This window comes from Planomicrobium okeanokoites (assembly GCF_003428875.1).
Taxonomy (GTDB): Bacteria; Bacillota; Bacilli; order Bacillales_A; family Planococcaceae; genus Planococcus; species Planococcus okeanokoites.
In genome coordinates, this window is record NZ_QQRS01000001.1 from 634,091 (window position 1) to 657,863 (window position 23,773).

The following is a 23,773-nucleotide window of genomic DNA, read 5'->3' on the forward strand; positions in this document are numbered from 1 at the left end:
AAGGGGATCAAAATGCACCCACTCCATCATCCGCTCTTTATCCAATACATTATACACTTCAATTTTCACGAAGATTATTTCGAATGCCATGAAGTTGGTGAGGAATACTGGAAAAGCGTTGCACCAAAAGATAAAATGCACCCTCTGGCAGGTTGGATACAGATGGCGGTCGGCATGTATCATTGGCGCAGAAGCAACTTTCCAGGCGCTCTGCGATCGTTTATCCGTGCAAAAGACAAACTTTCAAACGCAGGCGCATGGACTGATGGCTTTGACAGCGCGGCGCTATCCGCTCAACTTGCAGAGGCAATTGAAGGTGTAACAGCCCGCCGGGATTTTACTGCCACTAAATTACCGATAATTTCTGAAGAGCTGGTACAGGCAGTCAACCGTTACATGGCCGACAATCCTTCAGAAACACTGGAACCCTATTTTTTGATGCACAAGCACAGACTGCGTGACCGCTCTTCAATCATCAATTTGCGGGAACAAAAAAAAAGGCGGAAACTTTAAATTAAAGTTCGCCTTTTTTTGATGGACATTTTGTAAGGAAAGCTTCAGTTTCTTTCGTTGCAACCATTTCGCGGTCCTGCATGATCTGCTGGATCTTTTCAATCATGTCATGCCCGATGCCTTCTCCCCTGTGGGAAGGGTTGACCGAAATATGATGGATGACAAATTGGTCTTCAGCTACTTCAACACCAAGCAGTCCAACAAAATCCTCACCTTTTTTCCAGAGGTATAATTGCCAATCAGGATTTTCTTCGTATATGTGCATAGTCTGCTGGAGCTTTTTGAGCTCACGCTCTTTCGGCATGAACGACAGCAAACCCATCGCTATTTTTTCGAATGATTTTTTGTATCTGAATAACATAATAATCCCTCGTTTTCTTCTTGAAACAACTTAACTTATCCTACTATATTTCCTTTAATAACTCAAGTTTCATCGAAAAGCGCAAGCGCCCGTTAAGCTCCGCAGCCGCCTCACACTTCTGCAAAATCACACACCCGGCACCTGATCTGCAAAGAAAATCCAATACACAACTCCCCAGCCAATAGCCATCAGCAATAACAGTAGAAGCAGTATGTTATTATTCTTTTTCATGACAGTTCCGCCTTTACGCCATATTCGAGATCCAGGCTGACAATGTCTTCATGTGTTTCACGTCTGACAGCAAGCTGATGCTTCCCTTTTTCAGCGAACACTACTGCAGGACGGGCAATCCGGTTATAATTGCTGGCCATTGAATAGCCATATGCACCCGTACAGAAAACAGCCAGAATATCCCCAGCTTCCGCTTCCGGCAAAGTTGCCTGTTCAATCAATTTATCCCCGGATTCACAGCATTTTCCTGCAACCGTATAGGTTTCAGACAATGCCTGGTGTCCTTTATTGGCAATCATCGAACTATAGGCTGCTCCGTAAAGGGCAGGTCTGATATTATCCGACATTCCCCCGTCCACCGCGATGTATTTTCTTATTTCCGGTACTTCTTTCATCGAACCGATGGTATATAGGGTAGTACCCGCATCCCCTACAAGCGAACGCCCAGGCTCAATCCAGATCTCGGGAACAGGAAAACCGGAATCGGCCGAAATCCGTTTAACCGTATCGATCATTTCCTTCACGTATTCAGACGGCTCAAGTGGCTGATCCTGTTCAGTATAACGGATACCAAAACCGCCGCCGAGATTCAGAACGGGGCATTGATAATCAAATTCTTCCTGCCATTCAGACATCTTGGCAACCAGCTTGCCTGCTGCCATCCGAAACGCCGCTGTATCGAAAATCTGGGAACCGATGTGGCAATGAAGCCCCAGTAAATTCAAATATTCATGGCCATATGTCTGATCAAACGCCTGATCTGCCTGGCCATTATTCAAATCGAAACCGAATTTCGAATCTTCCTGGCCTGTTGTAATATAGTCATGCGTATGTGCTTCAATGCCTGGTGTAACCCGCAGCAGGATATTCATCTTTTGCTTCAATTCTTCAGACAGCTTTTTAAGCAGCCCGATTTCATGAAAGTTATCGACAACGATGCAGCCGATTCCTTCTTCGAAAGCCATCTGCAGCTCATCCAGGCTTTTATTGTTCCCATGGAAATGGATTTTTTCTTTAGGGAAGCCGGCCTTAACCGCTGTATACAGTTCGCCTCCTGAAACGACATCGAGGGATAAGCCTTCCTGCGCAGCCACCTGATAAATCGCGATACTGGAAAATGCTTTGCTTGCATAGGCAACCTGGTAACCGATACCAGCGGATTCAAACGTCTGCTGGAATGCGCGTGCCCGTTTCCGGAAAAGTTCAATATCGTAGACATAAAGCGGTGTTCCGTATTCTTTAGCCAATTGCACCGAATCAACACCGCCGATAGTTAAATGGCCATTGCCGCCGATGGCTTGAGTACCGTATAAATGCATAGTAAACCTCCTGAAATGAGTATTCGAAAAAATCTTGCCGGGAAAGCCCGGCAAGATTCTTTTAATCAGTAATCAATTTTGAAATCAGTTGAATTTTTTCCACTGCTTCATCTTTGAATTCTATACTATTATATAACATCTCTGTACATTTCGCGATATCCTCTGTGTTTGAATAGACAGTTGCAATCGGTTCGCCTTTTTTGACGAAATCGCCGACTTTCTTATGAAGGACGATACCGACCGCCAAATCGATTTCCGAATCTTTCGTCGCTCTGCCCGCTCCAAGGACCATTGCTGCTGTACCGATTTCATCAGCTTCCATGAACGAGATATAACCTTCTTTTTGCGATGGCACTTCTTTGACGAATTTTGCCTGCGGCAGCAAGCTGACATCATCCACTACTGCAGGATTTCCGCCTTGCGCCTTGATGAACTGGCGGAAGATATCCAACGCTTTACCGTTTGCGATAACTTCTTCCAGCATGCTGCGCGCTTCTTCCAGGCTGTCAGCTTTTCCACCGACTACAACCATCTGGCTGCCAAGAACCAGACACAGCTCTGTTAAATCTTCCGGACCTTTGCCCTGCAATGTTTCGATGGCTTCTTTGACTTCCAGTGCGTTGCCGATTGCAAAGCCAAGCGGCTGGCTCATATCGGAAATGATCGCCATTGTCTTGCGTCCGGTTGCATTGCCAATGCCCACCATTGCATGCGCCAATTCTTCGGCATCTTCCGCTGTTTTCATGAATGCGCCTTCGCCGGTTTTGACATCAAGTACGATGGCATCTGCTCCAGCGGCAATCTTCTTGCTCATTATTGAACTTGCAATCAATGGAATGCTGTTAACGGTTGCCGTAACGTCACGCAGTGCATATAACTTTTTATCTGCAGGCGTCAAATTGCCGCTTTGTCCGATGACTGCAACTTTAATATCGTTGACTTGCTTGATGAAATCTTCAGTGGATAATTCTACATGGAATCCTTCAATCGCTTCCAGTTTATCAATGGTGCCACCTGTGTGGCCCAGTCCACGTCCGCTCATTTTCGCTACCGGTACGCCGCAGGCAGCAACCAATGGCCCAAGGACCAGAGTAGTCGTATCGCCGACACCCCCAGTTGAATGCTTATCTACTTTAATGCCGTCGATGGCTGACAAGTCGATCTGATCGCCTGATGCAGCCATAGCCATTGTCAGATCCGCACGTTCGCGGTCCGTCATGTTCTGGAAGTAAGTGGCCATCAGGAAAGCGCTCATCTGGTAATCATCGATGTCGCCAGCTGTATAACCAGTTACGATATATTGGATTTCTTCCGTCGACAGTTCAAAACCGTCTCTTTTTTTCTCAATCAAATCTACCATTCTCATGAATGTCATCCGCCTTTTTTATTTTAATTTGGATAGGAAACTTGTGCCGAATTCCGGCATCGGGACGGAAAAGTTCTCCGCAATTGTTGCGCCGATATCTGCAAATGTCGATCCAAGCCCCAATTCTTTTCCAGTTTCGAATCTTGGTGAATACGCCAGTAATGGGACGAATTCGCGAGTATGGTCCGTCCCTGGGAAAGTCGGATCATTGCCATGGTCTGCAGTGATGAGCAACAGATCATCATTACCCATTTTTTCAAGCACTTCAGGCAAGCGGCGGTCAAATTCCTCCAACGCTTCTCCATATCCTTTAGGATCGCGGCGATGTCCGAACAATGCGTCGAAATCGACCAGGTTAAGGAAACTCAAGCCATTGAAATCTTCTCCTGCCACAGCAGCCAGTTTATCCATTCCATCTCCATTATCTTTTGTGCGCAATGCTTTTGTTACACCCGCTCCATTGTAAATATCATCGATCTTGCCGATGGCAATTACATCTTTGCCATTATCTTTCAACTCATTCATAACTGTGCGGTTAAATGGAGTCAGTGCATAATCATGACGGTTTGAAGTCCGTTTGAAAGCACCTTCTTCTCCGATGAACGGACGGGCGATGACTCGGCCAACCAGGAATTCAGGCGACAAAGTCAATTCACGCGCTATTTCACAGATTTCATATAATTCTTCAAGAGGCACGATGTCTTCATGAGCCGCAATCTGAAGCACGGGATCAGCAGATGTATAAACTATGATCGCCCCTGTTTCCATGTGTTCCGCACCGAGCTCATCCAGAATCTCGGTACCGCTCGCCGGCTTGTTGCCAATCACTTTACGGCCGGTTTTCTCTTCCAGCTGTGCAATCAATTCCTGTGGAAATCCTTCAGGATACACTTTAAATGGCGTGTCGATGTTTAAGCCCATGATTTCCCAGTGCCCTGTCATCGTGTCTTTGCCGACAGATGCTTCCTGAAGCCTTCCATAATAGGCTTCAGGGGCAGAAACTGGTGAAATCCCCTGAACAGTCTTAATATTCCCAAGGCCCAGTTTTTCCATATTCGGCATCTTGAGTCCGCCGATTGATTCTGCTATATGGCCAAGGGTATCCGAACCGGTATCCCCGAACGCTGCCGCGTCTGGAGCTTCACCGATCCCTACTGAGTCCAAAACAATTAAATGAATGCGGTTAAAAATTTTATTTGTCATTTAACATCCTCCTTATTTACAATTATATTCTATCATATATTCCACTATTGTCAGATGTCAGACCTATTCTAAGCTCTCGGATGAAATTGGGAATATACGTCTTTTAATCTTGTTTTGCTTACATGAGTATAGATTTGAGTCGTGGAAATATCGGCGTGTCCCAACATTTCCTGCACCGCGCGCAGGTCTGCGCCGTTTTCGATTAGATGTGTGGCAAATGAGTGTCTTAATGTATGCGGTGTCAATTCTTTCTGAATGCCAGCTTTTTGTGCATGCTGCTTCAGTAATTTCCAAAAACCCTGCCTAGTAAGTCTTTTACCCCGTTGGTTGATGAATAATGCGTCAGTGGTCACACCTGTTTTCGCCAGTTCGCTGCGCGGGCCTGATAAATAGTCTTTGCAGGATGCGAGTGCTGATTTGCCCAGTGGAATAATACGCTCCTTGCCGCCTTTCCCAAAGCAGCGGACAAAGCCCATGGTCAAATTGACATCTTCCATATCGAGATTTATGCATTCGCTTACACGCATGCCACTGGCATACAACAATTCAAGCATCGCCTGATCTCGCTTTCCATTGGCTTTTGAAGTATCGGGTGCTTCTATCAGTGCATCAACTTCTTCAATCGATAATACATTCGGCAATTTTTTGTCCATTTGCGGCATTTCAAGGTGTATTGTCGGATCTTTATCCACAATCCGTTCCCTGATCAGAAACTGATGGAACGAGCGAATAGACGAAATATGCCTTGCCACAGTTCTTGAAGACATGGTGGTCTCCTTCAAGTGGCTGAGGTGATTCAAGATATGTACTCTTTCCACATTACGCAGTGAATCCAATTGCTCCACTTCTTTTAAATATTGAAGGTAACTTTTCAGATCGCGCTCATATGAGGTTAATGTATTGGCAGCAAGTTGCCGTTCGACTCTCAAAAACTGCAGATAATCATCCAATGCATCTTTTGCGTATTTCATTGTCCACGCCTCCTTCGTTTATCTCAATTCCCTTGTGCCAATATCTCCAAATCATTTCATAATAAACGAAATAAAACAAAAAAACGGCCATAACTGGCCGTTACTCCCCATCGCCTCGATTTTCTGGTGAATCCTGTGAGCTGCGGTCATGGCAGCGCCAACAGATGCCATGGAAAGTAAGACGATGGTCTTTAATTTGAAAGTTCCAGCGTTTTTCTACGACATTTTCTACATCTTCCAGTAAATCTTCCTGTATTTCATCCACTGCCCCACATTCAAGGCATACAAGATGGTGATGGAAATGCGCGGCGCCTTCCTGACGCAAATCATAGCGTGACACGCCATCACCGAAATTTATTTTGTCGACAATTTTTAATTCAGTCAATAGCTCCAATGTCCGATAAACTGTAGCCAGCCCGATTTCCGGTGCGATATCCTTCACTAACAGATAGACGTCTTCTGCACTTAAATGGTCCTCTTCATGGTCTAGCAAAACTCGAACTGTCGCTTCGCGCTGTGGCGTCAATTTATAGCTCGCAGCGTGTAATTGCTTCTTGATCCGATCAATCCTGGTTTCCATGCGACGCCCTCCCTCAAACTGACTCCATTATATCAAATGTCAGTTCTCAATTACAAGGATCCTTGTCGCGATTAATTATAATCATTATAAAGTACGAATTGTATTAATTCTCAATTGATAATCGTTGTTTTGCCCAAAGCACGGCAAAAGCAGTTTTCGCATCAAAGATCCGGTTGTCCTGCATCATTTTTTCTGCTTCTTCAATCGATACTTCCAGCAATTCGACGAATTCGTCATCATCGAGTACTGCTCCTGATTCGGCTTTTCGCAGTCCTTCAGCTAAAAAGAGGTGTATGACTTCATCCGCAAACCCTGGAGATGTAGAGAACGATTGGATCAACTCGAGCGATTCAGCCGTATAACCGGTTTCCTCTTCCAGTTCCCGCATAGCAGTCGTTTCAGGAGCCTCCCCCTTTTCAAGCTTGCCAGCCGGGACTTCGATGATCGAACGCTCCAACGCTTTTCTGTATTGCTCCACCATGATGATTTTCTTATCCGGGGTTATTGCCAGTATCGCCACTGCACCTGGATGTTCGATTAATTCGCGCTTGGATGTATGGCCGTTAGGCAGTGTGACTTCATCCACTTTTAGATTAATGACCTTCCCTTCATAAATACGTTCAGAACTGATTGATTTTTCTTCAAATTTTTTCATGCCGCGCCTCGTTTCATTTGTGGTTTTTCTAACGCAAAGTATACCATAGAAAGAACATCAATCTTATAACGGGGTGAAGCAAATTGAGAAAGAGAAGATTAGGAAACAGCAGTCTTAATGTCAGTGAAATTGCGCTCGGGTGCATGTCTTTGCCGGACAATCCGAAAGAAGCGAAGGCTATTGTGGACGAAGCGCTTGATTTTGGCATAAGTTATTTTGATACCGCCGATTTTTACGGCAAAGGGCAAAACGAAGAACTTGTGGGTCGAAGCCTCGGAGGCAAAAGGCAAGACATAATTTTAGCCACTAAAGTCGGCAATGAGTGGAACGAGGAAACAGACGATGTAACATGGAATCCATCTGCCGGTTATATCAAATCGCAAGTGCATAACAGCCTCCGCAGGCTGAAAACGGATTACATCGATTTGTATCAGCTGCATGGCGGAATGATAACCGATCCTTCCGATGAAACAATCGATGCGTTTGAATCGTTGAAAAAAGAAGGGTTGATACGGGAGTACGGCATTTCGTCAATACGGCCGAATGTCATCAGACGTTTTTTGAAAAATAGCGACATCGCATCCATTATGATGCAATTCAGCCTTCTTGACCGTCGTCCCGAGGAATTCCTTGATGAGATCGCTGAGGCCGGGGTGTCTGTAGTGACTCGTGGATCGCTGGCCAAAGGTCTATTGACTTCCGAAGCTTTGGTCCGCGCTGGCGATACTGATGGCTATATGGATTACAGCCAGCCTGAACTTCTGGCAGCTCTTAAAGAACTTCTTTCTATTGAAAACAACTTAAACGCACTGGCGCTTCATTCGGTGCTGCAACACGAAACAGTTGCAGCGGTTGTGGCCGGCGCAAGTTCACCTGATCAAATACGAGATACCATCGCCGCTTACGACAGTGCAATTTCTGCCGAGCAAATCGAAGCTGCCGGCTTGATCACCAAGCAGTCAAGGTATAAAGAACACCGTGAATAAAAGAAATTTGCTTATCTCTAATAATCCAAAATAATGCAGGGGGCTGATACGATTTTAATTGTATTCGCCCTTCTTTTGTAATAGACTGAATAGTAAGAATTATTCGTATAATAAAAAAGTAGTAGTTCTAAAGTTGCTTGGTTTCAAATCAATGGCATGTTCTAATGGTATAAGGCCCTCGCCTTTCAATAATTGAATCACGATGTATATTTACAGCCAGAAGATGTTCAGCCACCCCAGATAAGCTGAGTGTAAAAAATTATCGATAGAAAGGTCAGCATATCTAATGAAACTAACTCAACTAATTAAAGGACTCATACCCCAAAACAGCATAGAAGAAGATTTACATGACTTGGTTATCAAAGGCATAGCTGACAGCTCCCAGGAGGTCGAAGAGGGGTTTGTTTTTATTGCCATAAAGGGCTATAAGGACGACGGGCACAATCATATCGCGCACGCCATTCAAAAAGGCGCTTCGTTAATAGTCGGTGAACAGCAGCTGGAAGAATTGCCTATCCCTTATCTTCGTGTGGAAAATGCACGGATGGCCCTAGGGATCCTTTCCAAAAACTTCTATGGAAATCCTGCCAGCGGCAAGTTGATGATCGGCATAACCGGGACTAATGGCAAAACAACAACCAGTTATCTTGTAAAGCATCTTCTTGAGCAGAATGGCATTACATGCTCCGTTATGGGAACAATACAAAATATCGTCAATGGTGAATCGATTAAAAGTGCCAATACCACCCCCAGTTCGCTGATCCTGCAAAAATTGCTTGCAGATAGCCATGATGATGCGGTCGTGATGGAAGTCTCTTCACACGGATTGACTCAACATCGTATAGAAGGAATCGAATTTGATGTCTGCATGTTTACGAACCTTCATCATGAACACCTCGATTATCACGGTTCAATGGAAAGTTACTACGAAGCTAAGTCGATTCTTTTCGAACATCTGAAGCCGACGGGTACAGCAATCATAAATACAGATGATGAATGGGGAGAAAAGCTGGACCGGGAACTCCGTGCAAAAGGACGGGACGTCTGGAGCATCGGACAGGCTCAGCACAGCAGATTCCGTATAGAGTCTTTCGACATGGAGCATTCGACCCTTTGTCTGGCGGGCGAAGAAAAAACATTAATCCAGTCTCCTATGGCAGGCATCCATAACATCTATAATTCGCTGATGGCATACGCAGCTGCTTTGGCGGTTGGTGTAAAAAAAGATGATATCCTCTCCAGTATAAAAAATTTTCCGGGCGTCGAAGGCAGATTTGAAACATCCAAAACTGGAAAAGGCGTTATTGTAATTGTAGATTACGCTCATACGCCCGATGCGGTTTTTCATTGCCTGACCACCGCCAAAGAAGCGGGTGCCAAGCAGATTACACACATCTTCGGCTTCAGGGGTGACCGTGATTCTTCCAAGAGACGGGAAATGATCAAGATTACATCGAATATCAGTGATCGGTATATCATCACCACTGATGATCTGAATTCAGTGCCCGCTGAAGAAATGCAGTTGCATTATATAGAATTGAACGAGCGGTACGGCAATGAAAAAGGGCTCATTCAGATGGACCGGACCATGGCGATTAAAGATGCGATCGACAGCAGTTCCGAAGGCGACTGGGTTGTGATAACCGGAAAAGGGCATGAAAAATACAGTCATCAATTCGAGCTGCCGACTGAATCCGATAAGGAAACGGTGAAGTTCATGGTTGAACCGCCAAGCGCCAAATGACTGGCCGCTCCTTTTTGACATATTGAAAAACCGCTGTGGAAAGAAGAGTTGCCTCACTCTTTCCACAGCGGTTTTATTTATGGTCTAAAGTTTTCTGTCAATAAACCTTATCACCGTTAAAGATTGAATTTTTAACAATTACATAATCCACATAGCGGATGGCTTCCAGTTTATCCCCGCCTGCATAAGAAATGGACGATTGCAGATCCTGCTCCATTTCAGTTAGCGTGTCCTGCAGTGACCCCCTGTATTCCACATACATCCGTTTACCTTCAACGTTCTTCTTTTCCCCTTTTTGGAATTCAGAAGCGGATCCGAAATATTCTTTGTATAACACTCCATCTGTCTCCACTGTTTCCCCTGGAGATTCTTCATGGCCAGCGAACAATGACCCGATCATCACCATGGAAGCTCCGAAACGAACTGATTTAGCGATATCCCCATGTGTACGTATTCCACCGTCAGCGATTATCGGTTTGCTTGCTGCTTTTGAGCATAATCTTAATGCCGCCAGCTGCCAGCCTCCGGTTCCAAAACCAGTCTTGATCTTTGTGATACATACTTTTCCGGGTCCGATCCCGACTTTCGTGGCGTCCGCTCCCGCATGTTCCAACTCTCTGACCGCCTCCGGTGTACCAACGTTCCCGGCAATGAGAAAACTTTCAGGCAGCAGCCCTTTAATGTGTTTGATCATATTTATGACCGAATCGGAATGGCCGTGCGCCACATCAATCGTAATGTACTCCGGCACTAATCCTTCATCAGCCAACTGCTGGATGAAGCTGTATTCTTCTTCTTTTACGCCTACACTTATGGATGCAAAGAGATTCCGGTTCTGCATATCCTTCACAAAATCAATGCGCTGTTCTGGTTTGAACCGGTGAAGTATATAGAAATAATCATTTTCCGCAAGGTATACCGCAATTTTTTCATCGATGATCGTCTGCATATTGGCAGGCACAACCGGCAGTTTAAAGCTGCGGCCTCCGAACTTAACTGATGTATCACATTCAGAACGGCTATTTACAATCGCTTTTGCAGGAACTAACTGAATATCTTCGTAATCAAATACATTTTCCATCATTAACACTCCTATATACGAACATTTAATTTAAATCCATAGGTTATCGTACGTCATTTGAGAGCGTATTGCAAGTGTTGGATATACAAAAAATTCACGTGATAAAAAAAGACCCGAAGCTGCTGACGCATGCTCCGGGACACTCGAATTCAAACTAATATTTACCGCCTTGGTCGCCATGCTTTTCCAGTAGTTCAGCGAAAGACATATTTTTTTCACGCTGTTTCTTTTCAAAAAGCCGTTTGGCTTCTTCGTCTTCCCTTCGCTGCTGTTCTTCAGCCTGCAACGCTTTTTTAGTATCTTTCAGCTTTGCCAATACTTCGTCATTGAATAATGAATTATCCTGATCTTCCTTTTTTGCCAATAAAAACAACTCCTTATGCGCGTTTAACGATTGTGGCGACTCCTTGGCCCCCGCCGATGCACAAGGTTGCCAGTCCTGTTTTTGCGTCACGTTTCTGCATTTCATGTAAAAGCGTGACAAAAATGCGGGTTCCGCTTGCTCCAATCGGATGTCCGATTGCAATAGCCCCACCGTTGACATTCAAAATTTCGTGGTTGAATTTCAATTCGCGGTCGACTGCAATGGATTGAGCGGCGAATGCCTCATTCGCTTCGATCAACTCGATGTCTTCCAGCGTCATATCCGCTTTTGCCAAAGCATTTTTGACTGCCTGAACCGGTCCGATGCCCATGATTGAAGGATCTACTCCCGCATTGCCGTTTGCCGCAATAGTTGCGAGAGGTGTCAAACCAAGTTCATCCGCTTTCGCTTTTGTCATTACAACTACCGCGGCAGCCCCGTCATTGATGCCTGATGCGTTTCCGGCTGTTACACTGCCGTCTTTTTTGAAAGCCGGACGCAATTTGCCCAGTTTTTCTTCTGTTGAAGAAGCTTTAATATATTCATCTTGTGAGAAAACAATCGGATCCCCTTTGCGCTGCGGAATTTCAACAGGTACGATTTCATCCTGGAATTTGCCCGCTTCAACCGCAGCAGCAGCTCTAGCCTGCGAACGCGCTGCGAATTTGTCCTGCTCTTCCCGTGAAATCCCATACATATCACAGAGATTTTCAGCAGTGTTGCCCATATGGTAATCGTTGAAAGCACATGTCAGTCCATCTGCGATCATACTGTCGACAACTTTCTGGTCGCCCATACGGAATCCGCCGCGTGCATTTTCAAGCAAATAAGGTGCACGGCTCATATTTTCCATTCCGCCGGCAACAACGATTTCAGCATCGCCCGCAAAAATTGCCTGATACGCTAAATGGATTGATTTCAGCCCTGAACCACAAACTTTATTGATTGTCATGGATGGAACAGTTTCCGGCAGGCCGGCATTGATAGCCGCCTGGCGTGCAGGGTTTTGGCCCAAGCCCGCCTGCAGGACGTTGCCCATGATCACTTCCGATATTTGATCAGGTTTTAAACCTGCGCGATTTACCGCTTCTTTTATAACGATAGCCCCGAGTTGCGTGGCCGATACATCTTTTAAACTCCCCTGGAATGCTCCAACAGCAGTTCTCACTGCGCTTACGATTACGATTTCCTGTGACATTTTCCTTTTCCCCCTTGTTTGATTGAAACTGGTTGCTCTTTTATCCCCCGCATAGATACAATGGAATCAGGGGGGATACTATGTTAAGTTTACCAAAAAAAGTTACGATTATCGAGGTCGGACCGCGTGACGGTTTGCAAAATGAAAAACAGCTGGTTGCAACCGAAGATAAATTGCAGTTTATCGAAGGGCTTCAGCAAGCCGGCGTGGAAGAAATGGAATTGACTTCTTTCGTGTCACCTAAATGGGTGCCTCAAATGGCGGATTCAAAAGAAATTGTGGCCGGCACTAAAAAAATGGGCCGCCAATTTGTGCTGACACCGAACGAACGCGGTATCCAATCCGCGTTGGAAGCCGGCTCGGATGCACTTGCCGTATTTGTTGGAGTATCAGATTCTTTTAATAAGAAAAACATCAATAAATCCACAGCAGAAAGCATGGAAGCTTTAAAACCGTTGATTCACAAACTGAAAGAGGATGGCATTTTTGTCCGGGCCTGTATATCCACAGCATTTTACTGCCCATTCGAAGGCGCCGTGAAACCGGAAGACACTATCCGCTTATGCCGGCAGTTCGTTGATTGGGGTGTCGATGAATTGAGTGTTGCCGATACAATCGGCATGGCAAATCCTGCTGAAAGTTATCATTTATTTAAACAATTGAAAGAAGCTTTTCCAACAACTTTGATCACTGCCCATTTCCATGACACACGGAAAATGGCGTTAGCCAATATTTTCGCCGCCTTGCAAACGGGCGTCGACCGCTTCGACACATCAGCCGGTGGTTTAGGAGGATGCCCTTTTGCACCCGGAGCCACCGGAAATGTCGCCACGGAAGATGTCGTCAACATGCTTCATCGCATGGACATCGAAACCGGCATTGACTTAGATCTCTTGTCCAAAGCAATTGAAAAAATCGAATCCCATGTGTCAAATCCGATTAATACGGGAATATATACTTTATACAAAAACCGTTCTTAAAGGAGCTTTGGCTATGAGAAGACGAATTCTTCAAGTATCAGCGGCAATATCCAGCACTTTTACACTATTGGCGACTGCTGCAGGAATCCTTGCCAGCAATCGGCTTATGTATGTTAAGAAAAAGGACGAAGAGCTGATACTGGAGCGTGAAACCTCAGCCAAGCGTTACGATGAAGTTTGGTATGCCAATGTAAAGAAAGAAGAACGATGGATCGAGTCGGAAAACGGCTACAACGTACATGCTATTTTCCTTGAACCCCACGACACTGATCATTATGTCATCATCTGCCATGGGGTTACCGAAACGAAAGTGAACTCATTCAAATACGCTCGCATGTTCGAGGAGCTGGGTTACAATTCAGTGGTCTATGACCATAGGCGCCACGGAGGTTCAGGCGGCAAAACGACCAGTTTTGGACATTATGAGAAGTTTGATCTGAAAGCGGTGGTCGATATGCTCAAAGAGCATGTCGGTCCAAAGCTGGTTTTCGGCATCCATGGCGAATCCATGGGAGCCGCCACAACACTGCTTTATGGAGGGATGCGTGATGATGCCGCTTTTTATATTTCCGATTGCGGCTACTCAGACATTTCTGAACAGATCCTTCATGTGATGCAAACAACCACACCGCTCAAGACGCCGCTTGCTTTGAAACTTGCCGGCTTTTTCATGAAATTACGGGATGGCTATCATATCAGTACAGTTTCACCCCGTGAAGCGGTCAAATTGATCGAAAAGCCCGTCCTTTTCATCCACAGCTTGCCTGATGATTTCGTCCTACCTGAAATGAGCATCGAAATGCACGGGATTAAAAAAGGGCCGAAATCTTTGAAGTTGTTTGATAAAGGTGCCCATGCCCAGTCTTTCAATGAGAATCCGGTGGAATACAAAGAAACGGTCTCTGAATTCCTTAACAATCATGGAGTCAATCCTGCAGGAAAGAATAAGGACAGCGCCCTTACGGCAGCGTTGAAATAAAACAATAAAATCCAAACAAAAAAAGCACTCAGCTGAGTGCTTTTTATTTTTTAGCCGTTTTAACTTTTTTATCAGGCTTAGTAGACGCTTTATTCATTTGAGTCATCATTTGATTGATTTTCTTCTGAGACGGTTTTTGTCCCATTTGCATCATCATGATGCGGAGCATTTCTTCGTTAATCGGTGGATTGTCTTGCAGATATTTCATCATGTAACGACGTGCGATGAAGAATCCAAGAGCAACACCTGCGAGCAAAGCGAAAATCACGATTACGATCCAGATCCATGTATCCAAAATTATTACCTCCCTCGTGTTGCTTAAATATAATAGTACACCCAGAAAATTATACTATAAAACAAGCTCACTGACCATAACAAGAAAAAAAGAAAAAGCGGGAGCATATTCGCTCCCGCAACTTATTATTCATTGATCAACATTTTGACTTTGGCTGCTACATTTTCCGGAGTGAAACCGAACTCTTCCATAATGCGCTGACCTGGAGCACTTGCTCCGAAACGGTCAATCGCCAGGACATCGCCTTCATCCCCAGTGTAACGATCCCATCCAAAAGATGAGCCCATTTCAATAGCAAGACGTTTCTTGACAGTTGGCGGGATAACGGATTGTTTGTATTCCTTATCCTGCTTCTCGAAGCGATCCCACGATGGCATTGAAACAACGGATACAGTAATCCCTTCTTCCGCCAATTGTTTTTGCGCTTCAACAGCAAGGCTCACTTCTGATCCTGTCGCAAGCAATAAAGCCTGTGGATTCTCAGCGCCTGAAATTACATAAGCACCTTTTTCAACGCCTGCAGCCGAAAGTTCACCAGTCTGCTCCAGTACAGGGAGATCCTGACGGGAAAGGACCAGCAGCGTAGGATGTGATTTAGCCGTAAGAGCCAACTTCCATGCCTGTTTCGTTTCATTGGCATCAGCCGGACGGATCACGTTCAGATTCGGCATTGCGCGAAGAGATGCCAAATGCTCAACAGGTTCATGCGTCGGTCCGTCTTCTCCAACAGCAACACTGTCGTGTGTAAATACGTATGTGACAGGCAAGCCCATCAATGCTGATAAACGGATTGCCGGACGGACGTAGTCACTGAATACGAAGAAAGTACCGCCGAAGACGTGTAATCCTCCATGCAGCGCCATACCATTCAAAGCAGTTCCCATTGCAAATTCACGGACACCGAACCAGATATTGCGACCTGATGGATTTTCAGCGTCAAAATCGCCGCCATCTTTGATATTCGTTTTGTTAGAACCGGCCAAATCAGCACTTCCGCCGAAGAATGAAGGAACTGTTTTAGCGATTGCGTTGACCATGTCGCCTGATGATGAACGTGTCGCCTGTTTCTTGCCGACTTCATATTCAGGGAATTCCGCTTCAAAGTCTTCTGGAAGATCACCTTGGATGGCAGCTTTTAACTGCGCAGCCAATTCCGGATGTTCTGATTCGTATTGTTCGAATAATTTATTCCATTCAGCTTCCGCTTTGCCGCCAAGCTCATCGGTCGCTTTTTCGAAAGTTTCGTATACTTCTTCCGGTACATGGAAATCCTGGTCGAAAGTCCACTCGTAATATTCCTTTACAAGTTTCATCTCGTCTTCGCCCAGTGGAGCACCGTGCGCATCGGCTTTACCGGATTTATTAGGTGCACCGTAACCGATGACAGTCTTCACTTCAATCAAAGTCGGTTTGTCGGAAGATTGTTTAGCTTTTGCGATCTTCTCTGACAAATCATCCAATTCATTGCCATCTTCCACTCGAAGATAATTCCATCCATATGATTCGAAACGCTTACGGATGTCTTCAGAAAAACTCATGCTGAGATCTCCGTCAAGTGAAATATCATTGCTGTCATAAAGAACAACTAATTTGTTGAGCTTCAAGTGGCCAGCCAGTGAAATCGCTTCGCCAGCAACGCCTTCCATCAAATCTCCGTCTCCGCATAACGCGAATGTATGATGATCCACCACATTCATTTCGCCTTTATTATAAGTGGCGGCTAAATGTTTTTCTGCCATAGCCATACCAACAGCCATACCAATTCCTTGTCCAAGAGGACCTGTTGTTGCTTCTACTCCCACTGTGTGGTGATATTCAGGATGTCCTGGAGTTTTAGAATCCCATTGACGGAAATTCTTGATCTCGTCCATTTCAAGTCCGTAGCCACTTAAATGAAGCAAGCTGTATAGAAGCATCGAGCCGTGTCCTGCTGATAAGACAAAACGGTCACGGTTGAACCACTCAGGATTTTTCGGGTTATGGTTCATGTGTTTCGTCCACAAAGTATATGCCATTGGAGCTGCGCCCATCGGCAAGCCAGGATGGCCTGAATTCGCTTTTTCAATCGCATCGATGGATAGTGTGCGAATTGTTGTTACTGCTAGTTGATCTGTATGGTTCGACATCGTAACATCCTCTCTGATACAAAAATTTACTCCTTTCTAGTTTAGTCAACAATAGAAAAGAATACAACGAAAAAGAGAATAAGTATTAATTCAAATACTTATTCTCCCGGTTATTTTTGACCTTTTCCGGAGTCACATCATTTCCGTTCGGATCTATTACTGTAACGTTTTCAATAGTGCCTCTCATCGTCTTGCGGAACGTCTGCAAATATTCCTGCCTTAATGCACTTTGTTCCTTGGCCTCTTCTATTGATAAGCCATCAGTTTTTGACTTTTTGGCAAGTTCATTTATTCGATTCATTTTTTCAGGTATTAACATATACATCCGCCTTTCTCCCTTCATATGGTATAAAAATTGAAAGGCAGTTGCAAGAATTTAGTTTTGCGATAGTTTCTGAAACTCTCTGTACCGTCTGTGCACAGTAGCTTTACTGGCCTTATAGCCGAAGCCCTCAAGGGTAACAGCAATCTCATGGAATGTCAGCCCGCTGTTTTTCAGGCTGACAATCTGATCCAAAGGCAATTCCAGTCTTTCCCTGCCCTGCGGATTGCCTTTTCCTTTCAGATTCTTCTCTGGCTTGTAGCCGTTTTCGACCGCCCGCCTCATGCCACGTTTAATCTTGGCATTATGTATTTTCCGTTGGTATTCTTCAACGATGGCCAATATTTCCAGCACCATATCATCCATATCATTCAAGGCAATCTGCCCTTTGTCCGACAAGGTATATACTTCAACCCCATATTTTTTCATGACATGAAGAAGCGCAATCCTGGCGTGTCCTCTGCCAAGACGTGTTTCATCCTGGACAAAGACAGCATCCAACTTCTCTGTCTTGATGCTGTTAAGCATCTCCAGCAATCCATCCCTGTCCATTTCATAACCGCTGTGTTGATCACGAAAAATTCGCTCCACTAAATAGCCCTGCTCGAACGCAAATTTCAAAAGTTCCTCTTCCTGGCGGTCGAGCGATGTTTCCTGTGCTTCTTTATCCGTGCTCACACGGCAATAAATGAAAGCTTTTTTCTTCATTCGGAATCACTCGCCAATTTATAAGTCCCGTCCGGCACATAATCCAGATGCTCATCAGGAATTTTCAGAGTCTGTCCTGCTGTAATGACCGGTGCATTCAATTTATTTTCTTTCATAATTCCATCAATCCATTCGTGATGTGGTATATTGCCGCTGTATTCATCGGCAAGCGTCCATAAGGTGTCCCCTTGTTCGATTTTAAGCTGGACCATATGGGCCTCTTCACTATTATGGGAGAGTGCTGAATAAAATGAAAGGATAAGTACCAAAGTGAAGAATAGGAAAACAAATGAATTTCTACGAATGTAAGCCATTGAAATCTCCTCCTAGAATATGTGTTCGGAATGTATGTTCTTATAATAATGCGAACACGTGTTTTTGTCAAGGCGAAATTCGAACCTATGTTTGCATTTCATTGCCCAAGTTGATATAATAAAAGTAGAAAATAAGAAGTTTAAATAAAAGAGGTGAAACTGTTGAAGAAAGTATCGAAACGCCAGGAAGATATCTTGACTTTCATCAAAGATGAAGTGCGTGAAAAGGGTTATCCACCCTCCGTCCGTGAAATCGGCGAGGCAGTTGGTCTGGCATCCAGTTCTACAGTCCATGGCCATTTGGCAAGACTTGAAAGCAAAGGGCTTATCCGCCGTGACCCGACAAAACCAAGAGCGATCGAAGTTATATCCACTGATGAAGCGCTTATCGACAAAAGCCCGGTGCTGCACGTACCGTTAATCGGTAAAGTAACCGCAGGGCAGCCAATCACAGCTATTGAAAACGTTGAAGAGTATTTCCCTCTTCCTCAATCCTATGGTACTGATGATGATCACATCTTCATGCTTGAAATCATGGGTGAGAGTATGATTGAAGCTGGCATTCTCAACGGCGACTATGTCATCGTCAAGCAGCAGCAAACTGCAAATAACGGCGACATAGTTGTAGCGATGACTGAAGAAGACGAAGCAACTGTCAAACGTTTCTTCCGGGAAGACAATTATTTCCGCTTACAGCCTGAAAATTCTTCAATGGATCCAATCATTGTTGAAAGTGTATCCATTTTAGGCAAAGTTGTAGGCGTTTACCGTCAGATCCAATAATATACAGAAAGAGCCAAAGGCATGCCGCCTTTGGCTCTTTCCTTTATCCATAATGATTTTAATTTCTTTAAGCTCAGCTTTCTCCTTTGCTGCAGGAAAAGACCAGTATAACCGGAATTCGTTTACGCCTTTCAAATTCCCCTGGATCCGTAAAGTTAGCTTTTTCAGGCTGTCCTTCTTTCAGGGAATGTATATGGAAGCCGGCTGAAATCAGGGAAGAAAAATAATTTTCAATTGTCCGGTGGTATTTCACCACATTCTTTCCGATCCACGGCTCATTTCGGGCGCCTTGTTCGAAATAGTTGTCAACTACCCAATCATTCCTTCTTTCTCCACCGCTCTTGCTTTTGAATGATGCAGTCGTTACCGGATGCTGTACACTGAATATGAATCTGGCCCCTTCTTTCAACGTTTTGGCAATTGATTTGAATACTTCATCAAGATCTTCTATATAATGAAGAGCCATTCTTGAAATAACAATCTCGTAGGCCATTTCCGGGTATTCAAACTTTTCCATCGATCTGTGAAAAACTTCGGCCCGGGTGCCGTAAAGATTTGTTTTTGCCAAATTTACCATGGCTGCAGAACCTTCAACCCCTGTATAAGCTTTTGCTCCTTTTTTCAGAAGTTCTTTTCCGTACCTTCCATCCCCGCAGCCTAAGTCCAATATATGTGCATCTTTTAAGTCATTCATGAATCCATTGATGATCGGCCCTTCGATTGCATTGTTCGGACTGTCCGGACGTGAACGCCTTTTTAAATAGCTTTCCAGAAAATCCTGTTCCTCATACGCAAGTGATCCTCTATATTCCATTTTGCATCCCTCTTTCACATGTCATCAATTTTAAATTTACCTGTATATTTCCACTCCAGCAAAAAACGCTGCGGGAAGCAGCGTTTCAAAGGAATCATAATTCAGATACGATGATATATTTCACCATATTTATCGTGATGCGGTAAACATTCTTATCATTGTCATCACGGAATTCATATGTACCGTTTGTCGGTATACCGCTCAATGCAGAATCTTTGCTTGTAGCTTTAACAGTATGTGTCAGTGTGTTCCCTTGGTCAAAATAAAAATCAATCTGAAAATTTTTCATAAGTATTGCCTCCTGTCGTCTCATAACATCTCACTACTCAGTTTATCATAAGTGGACTGTCGAACCGAATTTGGACCGAAAAACATATCTGTATACAAGAAACCCCGATACTGCCCTGCATTTCAGGCAGCTTCGAGGTTCCAGGCTCAAACCATATTAGAATAATGAATCGGTTTTTCTTTGCATGTCCACCCACCATTGAATATGGGCCCGGTCAAACACAATCATATTGCCGTACGGCTTACTATGAGGGATCTTTCTTGCCAATAAGAATTCATTGATCTGCTGTTCCGTCAGCGGGTACCCCACTGAATCCAAATAAACGAGCAGATTTTCTATTCCTTGGATTTTGCCCATTTAATCACCTCCCACAAAATCCTCCTTAGCTCTAAAGAAGATTCAGTACGAGTTATTAAAATTTATGGCATATATCATTATACCCAACAAATATTGATTTCTAACCTAATCTGCAATTTTTTATTTTTGCACTGCTTTTTACACAACCCTGTTAGAATGAACTGTTAGTATTTTTAACCATTTTATGGTACAATGATGATATTCAATAAATGAGTTTATGGATTCCTAGAGACTTTTCTTAGTCACTTTCCATATAAGGAAAGGGGCTTTTATTTTGTCAATTGAGTACATCATCAAAACACTTGAGACAATGCGTTATTTTGGAACAGCATCCATTTCGGAAACATTCAGCAATGGAGCAACAGAAAATTTTACAGTCCATTACCAGGCGGAAAATGTACATTTCGTAATAAGTTCTTCCTTAACCGATAATGTCATTACTTTCGAATCAGCCGAATCAGCCGCTGAATGGATTCACGAAAAAACCAGCCAAACAATAGCTCAAATTTAAATACAAAAGCACGGCACACAGATGCCGTGCTTTTTCTAATTCACTTCCAGTTCTCCGTATTCCATCTTTTTTTGCATGCCGCAATTTTTACAGATAAAAATGGCAAGTAAAGTTTCGTCATCGCTCTTCTCTTTACACAGCAAATCAAAATCTTCCTCCCCGCAGGAAATACATGCATCTGAAGCATTGTCTCCCTGATTGAATAACAATTTAAATTCCTTCCAGCTGCCAAACACCGTCCATTCCTCCTATGTCAGCAAATCAGATCTTTTATATGACAATTAATGTCTTCATTATTTTAATGCTTGCGGTAAAGTACTATATACTTGAATGTCCTTAAAATCAATTCCCAGTTCTACAGCAGTTTTCGCAATGACAGGGCTTATACCGGATAACGCTGTCTCGACACCGATCAGTTTCAGCCCGCTGATCATCTGGAAGATCTGATTCGCAACCATGGTATCAATTACAGCCACTCCTGAAATATCAATGAATAACTTACTGATCGAAAAATTCGTTGCTTGAGTCATAGCGTTTTCGAACATCATTTCCGACCGGGAAGAATTGATTTCCCCCACTAACGGAAGTAATGCGGTGTTTTCGGAAAGACGGATGACAGGTGCACTGATCTGATCCATCAGATCTTCTTGCTTCTTCCAGCGGCGGCTGGCCGCTTCCGTGCTCTTCACCGTATATTCCTGGATGATTTTGCTTATCGTTTCCACTATCGCTTTGTTCCAAACTGCCACTTGTTCAAGTGTAACCTTATCTTTATTGGCAACAGTGTATTGTCCCACAAGATCCAGATACTGGATCTGGGTACGGAAGAACTCTTCAATCACCGACGGGAGCGGTGTATCAAGATGTGCATCGTCATTGGTGACTTCGGCAATCCATTCATCAAATTCGATCAGGAAATCGGCTTCTTCTTTCTCGAACATCGAACAAAAATGCACATGGAAGCCATGATTCTGCTCACGGAGCTTTTTCACTTCAGCCGGATCTGTCGAGCCATAGACCCCTTTTTTATTTTTATCAAGTGTGGCGTACCACTCTTCAGTCAGTTCATCTGTCTTACTGCACAGAAATTGATGGAGCTCCTTATTTATTAGCATGCCTTTACCCCTTTTTGTCATGAATTCTTTTTACTGTGAGGAAAGAGACATGGAATGTTATCCAAATCCCCTTATAAGTTACAATACAATATTCCTTTTGAAATAGCATCAAGATTTATTTTGCAGAAATCCTGCATATTTTATTAATCCGAATTCCTGGAGAATAGGCTGCAACTATATGCACCTAGAGGTGTTATACCCTTCCAGCAAAAATAAAAACCGCCGAAGCGAAATGCTTCGGCGGTTTTCGGACTTAATATTAATACATTTTCAAATACTGTTCGCGTTCCCAAGGGTGTACAGTAGTTCTGAACATATCCCATTCGATTTCCTTCGCTTCCACGAAGTTCTTCAGAATATGCTCCCCTAAAGATTTCACCATAACTTCATCAGATTGCAATTCCTGCAATGCTGCATATAAAGTGCCCGGCAAATCTTCAATTCCTACAGCCTGGCGCTCTTTTTTGTTCATCGCATAGATGTTGCGGTCAACCGGTTTAGGTGGAGTCAGTTTGCGTTTGATCCCATCAAGACCTGCACCCAAAAGAACAGCCATTGCAAGATAAGGGTTTGCAGCAGGGTCGACTGATCTCACCTCAACACGAGTTGAAAGGCCGCGTGAGGCCGGGATGCGGATTAGCGGACTGCGGTTCTGCCCTGACCAAGCTACGTAGCAAGGAGCTTCATACCCGGGAACCAAACGTTTATAACTGTTCACTGTCGGGTTCGTTACAGCTGTAAAGCCTTGAGCATGCTCAAGGATCCCTGCCATGAACTGGAATGCCGTATCACTTAACTTCATGTCGCCATCTTCATCAAGGAAAGCATTCTCTTTGCCGTTGAACAATGATACGTTCATATGCATGCCTGAACCATTGACACCGAATAACGGTTTCGGCATGAATGTCGCATGCAGGCCGTGTTTTCTGGCAATTGTTTTTACAACCAGCTTGAACGTCTGGATATCATCACATGCTTTGATAGCGTCTGCGTATTTGAAATCGATTTCGTGCTGGCCAGGTGCCACTTCGTGGTGGGAAGCTTCAATTTCAAAGCCCATTTCCTCGAGTTCAAGTACGATGTCACGTCGGCAGTTTTCACCAAGGTCCATCGGCGCAAGGTCAAAATATCCACCGTGGTCATTCAATTCAAGAGAAGGTTCTCCTCTTTCGTCCAGTTTAAACAGGAAGAATTCCGGTTCTGGCCCGAGATTAAAGTGAGTGAATCCAAGTTCTTCCATCTCTTTCAAAATGCGTTTAAGGTTGGTGCGGGGATCTCCTGCGAAAGGCGTTCCATCCGCATTGTAAATATCACAGATTAAACGTGCCACTTTCCCTTTACCGGTGATCCATGGGAATACCACCCACGTGTCCAGGTCAGGGAACAGATACATATCCGATTCTTCAATGCGGACAAATCCGTCGATTGAAGATCCGTCGAACATCATTTTATTGTCCAATGCTTTTTCAAGTTGTGATGTTGGAATTTCAACGTTTTTAATAACTCCAAGAATATCGGTGAATTGAAGGCGGATAAAGTTTACATCCTCTTCTTTTACTAACCTTTGAATGTCTTCTTTTGAATACTTGCCCATGCTCTTTTCACTCT

At 44.2% G+C, this 23,773-nt stretch carries 28 protein-coding genes; 7 read left to right on the forward strand and 21 right to left on the reverse strand.

All coding sequences use genetic code 11. From position 1 onward, the window contains the following. Positions 1 to 12 precede the first annotated feature (12 nt). Positions 13 to 513: a DUF309 domain-containing protein gene (locus tag D2910_RS03270; protein WP_084245443.1), complete on the forward strand. Its 501-nt coding sequence runs from the start codon at positions 13 to 15 to the stop codon at positions 511 to 513. 1 nt (position 514) lies between these two features. Here D2910_RS03270 and D2910_RS03275 read toward each other — a convergent pair whose 3' ends face one another. From D2910_RS03275 to D2910_RS03305, 7 genes are all read right to left on the reverse strand, one after another. Continuing rightward, positions 515 to 874, reverse strand: coding sequence for a GNAT family N-acetyltransferase (locus D2910_RS03275; RefSeq protein ID WP_084245441.1), 360 nt, complete (start codon positions 872 to 874; stop codon positions 515 to 517). A gap of 227 nt (positions 875 to 1,101) precedes the next feature. Continuing rightward, a complete protein-coding gene (lysA, locus tag D2910_RS03280) occupies positions 1,102 to 2,424 on the reverse strand; it encodes a diaminopimelate decarboxylase (protein ID WP_117312388.1) in 1,323 nt (440 codons plus the stop codon). Positions 2,425 to 2,485: 61 nt separating this feature from the next. Continuing rightward, entirely contained in the window at positions 2,486 to 3,790 is a 1,305-nt protein-coding gene (locus D2910_RS03285; RefSeq protein WP_084245437.1) for a pyrimidine-nucleoside phosphorylase, read from the reverse strand. An 18-nt stretch (positions 3,791 to 3,808) separates the two neighbouring features. Further along, positions 3,809 to 4,993: a phosphopentomutase gene (gene deoB, locus D2910_RS03290; RefSeq protein ID WP_117312389.1), complete on the reverse strand. Its 1,185-nt coding sequence runs from the start codon at positions 4,991 to 4,993 to the stop codon at positions 3,809 to 3,811. 68 nt (positions 4,994 to 5,061) lie between these two features. Then, entirely contained in the window at positions 5,062 to 5,964 is a 903-nt protein-coding gene (xerD, locus tag D2910_RS03295; protein WP_117312390.1) for a site-specific tyrosine recombinase XerD, read from the reverse strand. A gap of 100 nt (positions 5,965 to 6,064) precedes the next feature. Then, positions 6,065 to 6,544, reverse strand: a complete 480-nt coding sequence (fur, locus tag D2910_RS03300; protein ID WP_084245431.1) for a ferric iron uptake transcriptional regulator — start codon at positions 6,542 to 6,544, stop codon at positions 6,065 to 6,067. Positions 6,545 to 6,647: 103 nt separating this feature from the next. Beyond that, positions 6,648 to 7,199, reverse strand: coding sequence for an NUDIX hydrolase (locus D2910_RS03305; RefSeq protein ID WP_084245429.1), 552 nt, complete (start codon positions 7,197 to 7,199; stop codon positions 6,648 to 6,650). An 83-nt stretch (positions 7,200 to 7,282) separates the two neighbouring features. Between D2910_RS03305 and D2910_RS03310 the strand changes: the two genes are divergently transcribed. Both D2910_RS03310 and D2910_RS03315 read left to right on the forward strand, forming a co-directional pair. Then, complete coding sequence (locus D2910_RS03310; RefSeq protein ID WP_117312391.1) at positions 7,283 to 8,185, forward strand: aldo/keto reductase; 903 nt, start codon at positions 7,283 to 7,285, stop codon at positions 8,183 to 8,185. Between the two features lie 286 nt (positions 8,186 to 8,471). Next, positions 8,472 to 9,929 (forward strand): UDP-N-acetylmuramoyl-L-alanyl-D-glutamate--2,6-diaminopimelate ligase, encoded by a 1,458-nt coding sequence (locus D2910_RS03315; protein ID WP_117312392.1) that lies wholly within the window; start codon positions 8,472 to 8,474, stop codon positions 9,927 to 9,929. A gap of 97 nt (positions 9,930 to 10,026) precedes the next feature. On the opposite strand, the gene guaC is transcribed toward D2910_RS03315, so the two are convergent. The 3 genes from guaC to D2910_RS03330 form a co-directional block, all read right to left on the reverse strand. After that, entirely contained in the window at positions 10,027 to 11,010 is a 984-nt protein-coding gene (gene guaC, locus D2910_RS03320) for a GMP reductase (protein ID WP_084245423.1), read from the reverse strand. A gap of 154 nt (positions 11,011 to 11,164) precedes the next feature. Further along, on the reverse strand, positions 11,165 to 11,374 hold the full coding sequence (locus tag D2910_RS03325) for a DUF3886 domain-containing protein (protein WP_117312393.1): 210 nt from the start codon (positions 11,372 to 11,374) through the stop codon (positions 11,165 to 11,167). Between the two features lie 13 nt (positions 11,375 to 11,387). Continuing rightward, the gene (locus tag D2910_RS03330) at positions 11,388 to 12,572 is read right to left on the reverse strand and encodes an acetyl-CoA C-acetyltransferase (protein ID WP_117312394.1); all 1,185 of its coding nucleotides are present in this window, start codon (positions 12,570 to 12,572) and stop codon (positions 11,388 to 11,390) included. An 80-nt stretch (positions 12,573 to 12,652) separates the two neighbouring features. Here D2910_RS03330 and D2910_RS03335 point away from each other — a divergent pair, with 80 nt between their 5' ends. Both D2910_RS03335 and D2910_RS03340 read left to right on the forward strand, forming a co-directional pair. After that, on the forward strand, positions 12,653 to 13,552 hold the full coding sequence (locus D2910_RS03335) for a hydroxymethylglutaryl-CoA lyase (protein WP_117312395.1): 900 nt from the start codon (positions 12,653 to 12,655) through the stop codon (positions 13,550 to 13,552). Between the two features lie 13 nt (positions 13,553 to 13,565). Next, a complete protein-coding gene (locus tag D2910_RS03340) occupies positions 13,566 to 14,531 on the forward strand; it encodes an alpha/beta hydrolase (protein WP_101802874.1) in 966 nt (321 codons plus the stop codon). Positions 14,532 to 14,574: 43 nt separating this feature from the next. On the opposite strand, the gene D2910_RS03345 is transcribed toward D2910_RS03340, so the two are convergent. From D2910_RS03345 to yneA, 5 genes are all read right to left on the reverse strand, one after another. Then, positions 14,575 to 14,826, reverse strand: coding sequence for a YneF family protein (locus D2910_RS03345; RefSeq protein WP_084245413.1), 252 nt, complete (start codon positions 14,824 to 14,826; stop codon positions 14,575 to 14,577). Between the two features lie 125 nt (positions 14,827 to 14,951). After that, on the reverse strand, positions 14,952 to 16,952 hold the full coding sequence (tkt, locus tag D2910_RS03350; RefSeq protein ID WP_084245411.1) for a transketolase: 2,001 nt from the start codon (positions 16,950 to 16,952) through the stop codon (positions 14,952 to 14,954). Positions 16,953 to 17,037: 85 nt separating this feature from the next. Further along, positions 17,038 to 17,271 carry a DUF896 domain-containing protein gene (locus D2910_RS03355; protein ID WP_084246794.1) on the reverse strand — a complete coding sequence of 78 codons (234 nt, stop codon included), beginning with the start codon at positions 17,269 to 17,271 and terminating at the stop codon, positions 17,038 to 17,040. Positions 17,272 to 17,328: 57 nt separating this feature from the next. Next, complete coding sequence (locus tag D2910_RS03360) at positions 17,329 to 17,982, reverse strand: YneB family resolvase-like protein (RefSeq protein ID WP_084245409.1); 654 nt, start codon at positions 17,980 to 17,982, stop codon at positions 17,329 to 17,331. Continuing rightward, positions 17,979 to 18,296, reverse strand: a complete 318-nt coding sequence (gene yneA / locus D2910_RS03365) for a cell division suppressor protein YneA (RefSeq protein ID WP_084245407.1) — start codon at positions 18,294 to 18,296, stop codon at positions 17,979 to 17,981. The genes D2910_RS03360 and yneA overlap by 4 nt, the downstream gene beginning before the upstream one ends. 162 nt (positions 18,297 to 18,458) lie before the next feature. Here yneA and lexA point away from each other — a divergent pair, with 162 nt between their 5' ends. Then, positions 18,459 to 19,079: a transcriptional repressor LexA gene (gene lexA / locus D2910_RS03370; protein WP_084245405.1), complete on the forward strand. Its 621-nt coding sequence runs from the start codon at positions 18,459 to 18,461 to the stop codon at positions 19,077 to 19,079. Positions 19,080 to 19,152: 73 nt separating this feature from the next. Here the strand turns inward: lexA and D2910_RS03375 are convergent, their stop codons facing one another. The 3 genes from D2910_RS03375 to D2910_RS03385 form a co-directional block, all read right to left on the reverse strand. Further along, the gene (locus D2910_RS03375) at positions 19,153 to 19,893 is read right to left on the reverse strand and encodes a class I SAM-dependent DNA methyltransferase (RefSeq protein ID WP_101802871.1); all 741 of its coding nucleotides are present in this window, start codon (positions 19,891 to 19,893) and stop codon (positions 19,153 to 19,155) included. Between the two features lie 94 nt (positions 19,894 to 19,987). Beyond that, a complete protein-coding gene (locus D2910_RS03380) occupies positions 19,988 to 20,182 on the reverse strand; it encodes a hypothetical protein (RefSeq protein ID WP_084245401.1) in 195 nt (64 codons plus the stop codon). Between the two features lie 156 nt (positions 20,183 to 20,338). Beyond that, the gene (locus D2910_RS03385) at positions 20,339 to 20,539 is read right to left on the reverse strand and encodes a hypothetical protein (protein WP_117312396.1); all 201 of its coding nucleotides are present in this window, start codon (positions 20,537 to 20,539) and stop codon (positions 20,339 to 20,341) included. Positions 20,540 to 20,813: 274 nt separating this feature from the next. On the opposite strand from D2910_RS03385, the gene D2910_RS03390 reads away from it, so the two are divergent. Continuing rightward, entirely contained in the window at positions 20,814 to 21,050 is a 237-nt protein-coding gene (locus tag D2910_RS03390) for a hypothetical protein (protein WP_117312397.1), read from the forward strand. Positions 21,051 to 21,085: 35 nt separating this feature from the next. On the opposite strand, the gene D2910_RS03395 is transcribed toward D2910_RS03390, so the two are convergent. The 3 genes from D2910_RS03395 to glnA all read right to left on the reverse strand — a co-directional run bounded on the left by D2910_RS03395 (position 21,086) and on the right by glnA (position 23,759). Continuing rightward, positions 21,086 to 21,286 carry a hypothetical protein gene (locus D2910_RS03395; RefSeq protein WP_117312398.1) on the reverse strand — a complete coding sequence of 67 codons (201 nt, stop codon included), beginning with the start codon at positions 21,284 to 21,286 and terminating at the stop codon, positions 21,086 to 21,088. A gap of 57 nt (positions 21,287 to 21,343) precedes the next feature. Continuing rightward, a complete protein-coding gene (locus D2910_RS03400) occupies positions 21,344 to 22,165 on the reverse strand; it encodes an STAS domain-containing protein (protein WP_084245393.1) in 822 nt (273 codons plus the stop codon). A 259-nt stretch (positions 22,166 to 22,424) separates the two neighbouring features. Further along, positions 22,425 to 23,759, reverse strand: coding sequence for a type I glutamate--ammonia ligase (gene glnA, locus D2910_RS03405; RefSeq protein ID WP_084245391.1), 1,335 nt, complete (start codon positions 23,757 to 23,759; stop codon positions 22,425 to 22,427). Positions 23,760 to 23,773 lie beyond the last annotated feature (14 nt).